Source organism: Streptomyces sp. NPDC007205 (genome assembly GCF_040634095.1).
Taxonomy (GTDB): Bacteria; Actinomycetota; Actinomycetes; order Streptomycetales; family Streptomycetaceae; genus Streptomyces.
Genome location: NZ_JBEYEW010000099.1, coordinates 1 through 6,701, shown reverse-complemented (window position 1 = coordinate 6,701; position 6,701 = coordinate 1). Strand labels below are relative to the sequence as shown.

Genomic DNA, 6,701 nt, shown 5'->3' with positions numbered 1-6,701 from the left:
TCAAAAGGAGCATGTACAACCGGGCGTCCTTCCGGCTCCTCCGGATCCGGATACTCACTCGACCATGAGTTTCACGGAACTGCGGCCAGAACCGTTCTCAGAGGTGGGCCCGTGGTGGCGCAGGTCAGCGTTTGACGCGGTTCCGGACGGCCAGGACTGCCAGGCCCAGCAGGACAGGTTCGGCCACGCGGGAGGCCATCTCGATGTAGGTGCCGCTGGTGGTCAGGTCCTGGCCGGAGGAGCGGAACACTACCGAGTTGAGGGTCACGTTTAGGGACTTCTCGAAACGCTTGCCGGTGAACCTGTCCCCGGTGGGGTTCTGCGGGTCGGTCTTGTTGATTTCGAAAGTGACCTTGCCTCCGCCGGGCGGCACAGTGCCGGCCACATTCTGCTTCGGGGAGTCGTTCGGAAGGCCGAAGCCCATCAGCAGCACGATGGTGACGAGCATGGCGGCAGCGAGCCAGCCCAGGGCGCGCAATGCGCGCAGGCCGTAACCGGAGAGCAGCCAGTACCCCCACAACAGGAAGCGTTCGCTGGGCGGGGTTCCGGTGCGGTCGTGACGGCGCATCTCCATCTCGCCGTAGTAAAAGTCGGCGGCACCTGGCTCGTTCTTGCCGTCCTCGAACGCCTTTCGCAGTTGCCGGTAGAGCGCGGCCACATCTTCCGGGTCGGGGGTGAAGTGGGGGTCGGGGTGATGCGGCCCGATGCGCCAGTGACGGGGGGAGGGGTCTTCGTACGAGGCCGGATCGGGCTGGTCGGCGTTTCGCGCGCGCCAGTGGTGCTCCTCGGCCAAGGTACGTCGGCGGGTCCAGCGGGAGAGCCGTATGGGCCGTTGGAGGCTGGTGGGGGTGAGGGCGAAGACGCAACGGCCTTCCAGGCGGAGCTGGTCGAGGTGGAAGGCCCCGGAGAACAGGCAATCGCTCAGATCGACGTCGGTCAGGACCAGGTGCATAGCATCCACCCCGCGCACCGAGGTCACCCGCACCCCGCTCCCGGCACCTTCCAGGAGGCTCTCATCGGCCACCGTGTCCATGACCTCGAAGGGGGCGGGATGAGTGGTGACCGCCACGGGTGAAGACAAAACCGCATCGCTGAGATCCACAAGCGCGTAGCGCAAACGCAGGGCAGCTGTCGACTCCCACCGGGTCCTGGCACACCAGATCCGACGCGCCGCGATCTCCAACGTCACCGGCACCTCGAACACCGCACCGGATAGATCAACCTCCCTCGCGCACAGCACCGGCCCGAAGTGTGGCATCGCCGCAAACCGTGTCCCGGAGAAGCCAGCGTTGTGGGAGAACTGCGCCCCGTAGAACCAGACGTCACCGGAGAAGTGGGTCATGCGGAAGCTGGCCTCGCCGGTGAACCGCGCCATGTAGAACCGGGCGTCGCCCGAGAACCTAGCTGCGTTGTACGAGGTGTAGCCAGAGAACTGCGCGACGTAAAACCTGGCCTCGCCGGAGAACTGCACCTCGTCGAACTCGGCGTCGTCGGAGATCTGCACCTCGTCGAACAAGGCGTCACCGGAAAACTGCGCCCTATGAAACCCGGCGTCGCCCAAGAACCGCGCCTCGACGAAATCGGCGTCGCCGAAGAACTCCGCCCTGTGGAACGAGGCGGTCCCGGAGAACTGTGCCTCCCGGAACGAGGCGTCGCCGTAGAACTGCGCCTCCTGGAACGCGGAGGCCCCGAAGTGGGGTTTTCCGATCGTGGGGTCGTGGAGAGCACGGAGAAGGGCTTCGAGGAGCGGTTCGGTGAACGGTGTGCCACGGTGATCGATGTCGGTACCGGGGGCCAGACCATCAAGGTAGGTGTCCCGATCGATCTCGGTTAGATGGGCCAGACATGCGCCGTTACCAGGAACCGGGACGCCGCGGCAGCCGACCGGGTCCTCCGCGTCAGCGCCATGGCCGCAGCACTGCCACGCAGACGGTGGGGGCGGTACAGGGTTCGGGTGAGCCATGCCTAGAAGACGATCAGGAACGGTCGGGCAGTTGCTCAGACCGCCCACTTCGCAGGTCCCCACTGAATGTGCTCCCCGGTGGATCACGGTGTGCTCGCCCAGCGGCTTTGAGTGAGCGACTTCTGAGCTCTCCCCCGCGGCCTGCGGGACCCGCGCCGCGGCGAAGCGCCCTGGCAGCCGCGAGGCCGGACCGGTCAACACCGCGATGTGCCGATCCCGCTCGCCACGACGGTTCAGCCGCGCCCGCGTCGTTTGCTGCGCCGCGCCCTTGAGTAGGGTCAGGCGCCGGCGGGCCAGACCCGGGGCGAAGCGACGATCGCGGCGGCAGGGCAGGCGGGGGCGACCGTTGTCTGCCGCTGGGGCGGCCGACGGCTACTGGTCGGGGTGGACGGCTTGGACGCCGGTGCCGGCGTATGCCTTGGGGGTCAGGGTGAGCAGGTACCGCCCGGCGGGGTGGGCGGCGGAGGGGCGGGCGGCGTGGATGGCATGGACGGCGGCCCAGGAGTGCCCGAACCGCAGCAGTTCGGTGGCGGTGACTGCGGCGTCGGTGTCGAACGCCTCGATCCGGATGAACCGCAAGCCCTTGATGTAACCGAGCAGGCCCGGCCGTTCGGCGTCGCCGGCCGTCAGGGAGAGCACCGGCGCGTACAGGTCACCGAGTCCGCCGGAGGCCTGGACGTAGAAGGCGGCGACCGCCTCGTTGAACGGGTCCTTCGGGTCGAACAGCGCCGCGGCGGTCGTGTGGTCCAAGACGACCGCGATCGCCGCCACTACGCGGCCGCCCGCGGGGTGTGCGAGGCGCCGCCAAGACGCTCCAGCAGGGCCTTCGCCTTCGCCTCAGCCTCCGGGCTCGGCGCGTGGCCGAGGGCGGAGGCGAGCTCGGCGCGGGCGAGCTCGGCCCGCTCGGCGTACTCGGCCTGCGTCGGAGTGCCCTGCGCGAGGTCCTCTACCAGGCTGCGGATGGTGGTGCCGTGCTCGGCGGCCAGCTGGGCGAGCCGGTCCCGCGCGGCCGTGCTCACCTTGATGCTCGTCTCGTCTGCTGCCATATCCCTCACTCTAGCGCGCCCCTCTACTGCAGGTAGAGGAAACGTACGGCGGCATGCTCCGGGAGCCCCGCGACCGGCCCTCGCCCACGTCTTGTTCCGGAGAGGGCACGCAGTCAGTACGCGAGATGTGCGCTTGAGGTACGGGCTAGCTGATGCCCGGCGCCGGGGGACGGGGCCCATGCACGACAGCCGCATCATGCCCGTGCCGTGCTGGCACGCTAGGGAGGAGGTCCGGGTCGCGCTCGGCCTGGGCGCTCGGCAGTGAATGGCCAGGTCAGGCTCGCGCCACCCATGGATCTCTGCGCCGACCGGGAAGCAGGCACCGCTGCAGCCGGACCCGCGTGCTGGCCGTGTGCCCGGCCCGTACGGCGAGGAATATGGACGGAGGGCTCCCGTTCCGTGTAACCCCCGAGCCGGGACGGGAGCCCCTGCCGCAGGTGGCCTACCTGAGTTGGGTGGCCCACGGCAACATGCTGTCCATGAGGGATCAGCGAGCTGAAGAATTCGCCCGGTGCGCCGTCGTGCTGGCCGCGGAGTTGCGCGAGACACGGCATGACGGTGCGGTAGCCGCCGACCCCAAGGACCCTTTCGCCGCTCCTGCCTCGACAGGCGATGACCCTTTCGCTCCGTTTATGGCGGGCCGGGAGGGCGTCTTCGACCAGGCGCTGTCCAACGGGCTGGCTGCGATCGTCGCTTCCGAGTGGCCGGGCAAGGAGGTGGACCGCAAGGGACGGGTCCTGTCGGCCAGCGCGCTGCTCAGGGTGATCGAGGAACACATCCCGGCCACGGACGGCATCGTCTGCGTGCCTGTCGTCTGCGTGCCTGACGAGCATCCGATGCCGGACATCCTCCAGGGCGACATGGATTCGCTCTTCCAGGCGCCTCGTCTCTCGTCACACACCCGGATTGATGTGCGCACGCTCCAGAACGGGATCGAGGCCAGTCAGGCGGCCCGCCACGGCCGCGGCGCAGGAGCTCTGCAGCATCGCCACATCGAGGCCCTGCTGGCCCTCGACGGCCACAGGAGCCTTGGAGTGATGGGAGAGGAGCAGCAGGACCGGATCCAGCAGATCGCGCAGGCAGAGGACGCGGCTTCCCAGAAACGAGCTGCCGAGTACCTCGAACGGATCGGGGAGGAGGAAGCCACCCGGCGCGCCGAGAACGTGGCCAACCCCAACGCCTACCACCCGAAGCACAACCCGGATGGACACGACCTCGACACCTGCCCCGTCTGCGGGCACGAGACGTTTTGCGTGGAGGGCCTCGATCCTGTCTTCGGCCGGGTCGGGTACGGACAGTGCCTGGTGTGCACCTACACGCGCACCCCGGGCGCCGCAGAGGACGAGGCATTCACCGAACAACTCCGGTCGATCATGGGCGACGAGTGATGCCTTCCGGCGCCCAGAGCCGTGGCCTTCGGCGGCCAGCCCGTCCCCCAGAGTCCGCGCCTCGGCGTGGGCGCGCCGCCTCTGAGGGCGGGCAGGGATGGTTCGAGCCGGTGAGCGGCCGGGGCAGGACGGGCGATGTGGTCGTCGTGGGCCCGTCGTCAGGTGAGGGCGTTGCGGAGGTAGGCGGGCAGTGCCTGGCGGACGGCCGGGTTGGTCGGCGGTGATGACGACGTGGCCTTCGCGGTCGGTGCGGACGTCGACGCGGAACGTTTCGCCCTGGCTGTCCCGGCCGGCGAGGTAGGCGGCGAGTACGGTCCGGCCCAGCTTGGCGGGGTCCGCACTGGTGGTCGCTCGGCCGAGGTCTTTGCAGATCCACACGTCGCTGAACCGTTCGTGCATCAGGATCTCCCACCGCACGCAAGCGGGCTTGTCGTCGCATAACACACCCGCGATCATGCCGCCACCATCCTGGCTCCCGTACCGCTACCTGCGAGTACTGGCCAGAAAGCGCGGCTCCCGCACCGAGGACGAGGACGGCTGGAACTTGCCACGCCCGCCCGTCACCGGCGCGCCTCGGCCTAGCGCATCAAAACGGCTACCTCGCGCGGCCCTTGCGTTCTACCGTTGTTGGGCATGAGCACGCAGGCCTTCCGGGGCGCCTACCTTCTGCCGCTGTTCCACGCGATCGAGCAGGCCCGCGGTGATGGCGCTTACCGGCAGCTGCCTGCACCCGATCCGGCCAGCAGCCTGGCCACCGACGACGCCCCGCTGGGCCCGTACGCTGGCGCGCACCTGATTCGCAGCTCCTACACCGCCGGCCTGGCCCACACCGACGCGCTGCGCCGCCTGACGGCGGCCGGGGAGGTCGACCCGACCAGCCCCTGGACGCTACTGCGCGGCGCCCTGGAGAACTTCGCCACCGCCCTGTGGCTCCTCGACGGCCCGGGCCGGGCCGAGCGCCGGCGCCGCGCGCTGTCGCTGTGGGACGAGGACATGCGCAACCGCCAGCAGCACGAGACGGACACCGGCCACCAGCCCTCCGGCGGCGGTATGAGCGGCGCGCAGCGCCGCGCCGAGGTACAGGGCATTGCCGGCCGTCTCGGCCTGCCCCCGCTCACCAGACCCGGGACCCACCAGATCGTGCTTGCTGCCGCGCCCACCGCCGGCCTGACCGCGGTCAGGGTGGGCGCAGCCTGGCGGGCGGCCTCCGGGTTCGCGCACGGCCGCTACTGGCCCAACCTGCGCGCCTCTCAGCCGCGTGCGGCCATACCGGGAGCCGACGGAGTCCACACCGTCGCCCTCGTCATCGACGAGGACCAGCACCGGCCGCTGGCCGAGTACTGTCACACCATGCTCAACCGACTGCAGGAGCACTACGCCGCGCGTGCCCGGGCCCGCTGACCGCACTCCGACTGGCCCGGCCCGCCGGAGGGGAAAACGTAGGACCGCTGGGCGATGGCCGAGTGCTGCGCATCGGCAGGAGAGCAGGGGAGGGGGGAGATGTCTGGCAACGCAGAGACCAACGTGCGTATCGCACCCAGCGCCCTCGATGCCTTGACGCGGGTCATGGCCCGGCGCGGGACGTCGCGGGATGCGACGATCCGCGAATTGCTCACCGAGCACGTTGCCGCGCAGGAACAGGGGCAGCCCGAGGACCGGATCACCCACGTCTCGACCGTGCTGCGCTACCCGCGGCCGCCGCGCTGGCGAGGCGACCCCAGACACGACGTCCCTTTGCGGGTCCGGGCACCTGCCAGCCTGCTGCAGCGGGCCCGGGCCGTCTCCCTGCAACTGCCCGGACAGCACCCGCGCGCCCACCGGGACTACCAGGGCCGCCTGCTCACGGATGCGGTGACAACAGCCATCGCCCAGGCCGAACCCTTCACCGACACCTTCCTCACCGATCTGCTCCCGCTCGTGCGGCATGGCGCCGCACTCGGCCTGTGGCGGCTGGTGGTGGCCGCGACCAGCACCGCACCGGAGAAGGCCCTGCTGGAGAAAGCGGAGGCCGTACGAGCCGGCTACCGACGGACCGACATCCTGCTGAAGCCCGACGAACAGCACCTCCTGCGTGTCGCGGAGGTCCTGGACCAGGACGAGGCATGGCATGCGGCGAAGCGATTCCGGATAGCAACCGCCGCAGCCCGACGCTTCCTCACCGGCCCTCGCGCCGAGGCCGCCGAACAGGCCCTGTACGAGCAGGGCGAGGCCTGGAGCCTTTTCAACGGTGAGCCTGCAGGGTGAGGATGGCCTTTGTGGTTGACGTGAGTGCGTTCGGGCTGAGTCTGGCCTTGCGGAGGATCC

Annotated in this window: 6 protein-coding genes; 3 read left to right on the top strand and 3 right to left on the bottom strand. The window is 69.6% G+C overall.

What is annotated here, in order from left to right:
• Positions 1 to 124 precede the first annotated feature (124 nt).
• From ABZ624_RS41555 to ABZ624_RS41545, 3 genes are all read right to left on the bottom strand, one after another.
• On the bottom strand, positions 125 to 1,963 hold the full coding sequence (locus tag ABZ624_RS41555; RefSeq protein ID WP_360100704.1) for a pentapeptide repeat-containing protein: 1,839 nt from the start codon (positions 1,961 to 1,963) through the stop codon (positions 125 to 127).
• A 372-nt stretch (positions 1,964 to 2,335) separates the two neighbouring features.
• The gene (locus ABZ624_RS41550) at positions 2,336 to 2,734 is read right to left on the bottom strand and encodes a hypothetical protein (RefSeq protein ID WP_360100701.1); all 399 of its coding nucleotides are present in this window, start codon (positions 2,732 to 2,734) and stop codon (positions 2,336 to 2,338) included.
• Positions 2,734 to 3,009 (bottom strand): hypothetical protein, encoded by a 276-nt coding sequence (locus ABZ624_RS41545; RefSeq protein ID WP_360100698.1) that lies wholly within the window; start codon positions 3,007 to 3,009, stop codon positions 2,734 to 2,736. Before ABZ624_RS41545 ends, ABZ624_RS41550 begins: the two co-directional genes overlap by 1 nt.
• Positions 3,010 to 3,446: 437 nt before the next feature.
• Here ABZ624_RS41545 and ABZ624_RS41540 point away from each other — a divergent pair, with 437 nt between their 5' ends.
• The 3 genes from ABZ624_RS41540 (at position 3,447) to ABZ624_RS41530 (ending at position 6,641) form a co-directional block, all read left to right on the top strand.
• On the top strand, positions 3,447 to 4,397 hold the full coding sequence (locus ABZ624_RS41540; RefSeq protein WP_360100695.1) for a hypothetical protein: 951 nt from the start codon (positions 3,447 to 3,449) through the stop codon (positions 4,395 to 4,397).
• Positions 4,398 to 5,030: 633 nt separating this feature from the next.
• Positions 5,031 to 5,798 carry a hypothetical protein gene (locus ABZ624_RS41535; RefSeq protein WP_360100692.1) on the top strand — a complete coding sequence of 256 codons (768 nt, stop codon included), beginning with the start codon at positions 5,031 to 5,033 and terminating at the stop codon, positions 5,796 to 5,798.
• A gap of 99 nt (positions 5,799 to 5,897) precedes the next feature.
• Complete coding sequence (locus tag ABZ624_RS41530) at positions 5,898 to 6,641, top strand: hypothetical protein (protein ID WP_360100689.1); 744 nt, start codon at positions 5,898 to 5,900, stop codon at positions 6,639 to 6,641.
• Positions 6,642 to 6,701: the final 60 nt, after the last annotated feature.

Coding starts and splice junctions, on each gene's coding strand:
- ABZ624_RS41555 (WP_360100704.1), bottom strand. CDS start 1,963: ATGGCTCACCCGAACCCTGTACCGCCCCCACCGTCTGCGTGGCAGTGC.
- ABZ624_RS41545 (WP_360100698.1), bottom strand. CDS start 3,009: ATGGCAGCAGACGAGACGAGCATCAAGGTGAGCACGGCCGCGCGGGAC.
- ABZ624_RS41535 (WP_360100692.1), top strand. CDS start 5,031: ATGAGCACGCAGGCCTTCCGGGGCGCCTACCTTCTGCCGCTGTTCCAC.
- ABZ624_RS41530 (WP_360100689.1), top strand. CDS start 5,898: ATGTCTGGCAACGCAGAGACCAACGTGCGTATCGCACCCAGCGCCCTC.